Origin of the sequence: Salinarimonas ramus (genome assembly GCF_014645695.1) — a bacterium.
Taxonomy (GTDB): domain Bacteria; phylum Pseudomonadota; class Alphaproteobacteria; order Rhizobiales; family Beijerinckiaceae; genus Salinarimonas; species Salinarimonas ramus.
Map to the genome: position 1 here is coordinate 1 of NZ_BMMF01000054.1, position 530 is coordinate 530.

The window sequence follows — 530 nt, forward strand, 5'->3', positions numbered from 1 at the left end:
ATCTCGGCCGTGACCGGGCTCGTGCAGGGCGTGCTCTCGATCCTACCGATTCCGGGTCTCTACAAAGTCATGGCGATCGTGCGCGCCTACCTGCGCATGTCGGTGGGGCTGCTCGACGAGGTGATCCTCGCCCACGCCTTCGACACGCGGGCGCAGAACCCCTACGCCGCATCGCGCACCGCACTCGTGCTCTACGCTCAGAACGCGCGCCCGCTGATGATCGGCGCCGCCTGGGTCACGGCTGCGGTGTGGCTGCTCGGCGCGCTCGTCTTCGTGCTGATGCTCGCACCGGCGACGGCCGTCGCCTGGTTCTTCCCCGGCCAGTCGGCCGCGATCGGGATCCTGATCGCCCTGATCTTCGCCTGGGCGATCAAGGCCGCGCTCATCGAGCCGTTCGCCGTCGCCTGCATGCTGCAGGTCTATTTCGCCCGGACCGACGGCCAGACGCCCGACCCCGAATGGGAGGGCAAGCTCGATCGCGCGTCGCGGAAGTTCCAGTCCCTCGCCGAGCGCGCCGCGCGCTGGGTCGG

General features: G+C 69.6%; 1 pseudogene. It reads left to right on the forward strand.

Annotated elements, in window-relative coordinates:
* A pseudogene (locus IEX89_RS24205) lies at positions 1-530 on the forward strand (hypothetical protein); the annotation flags it as partial.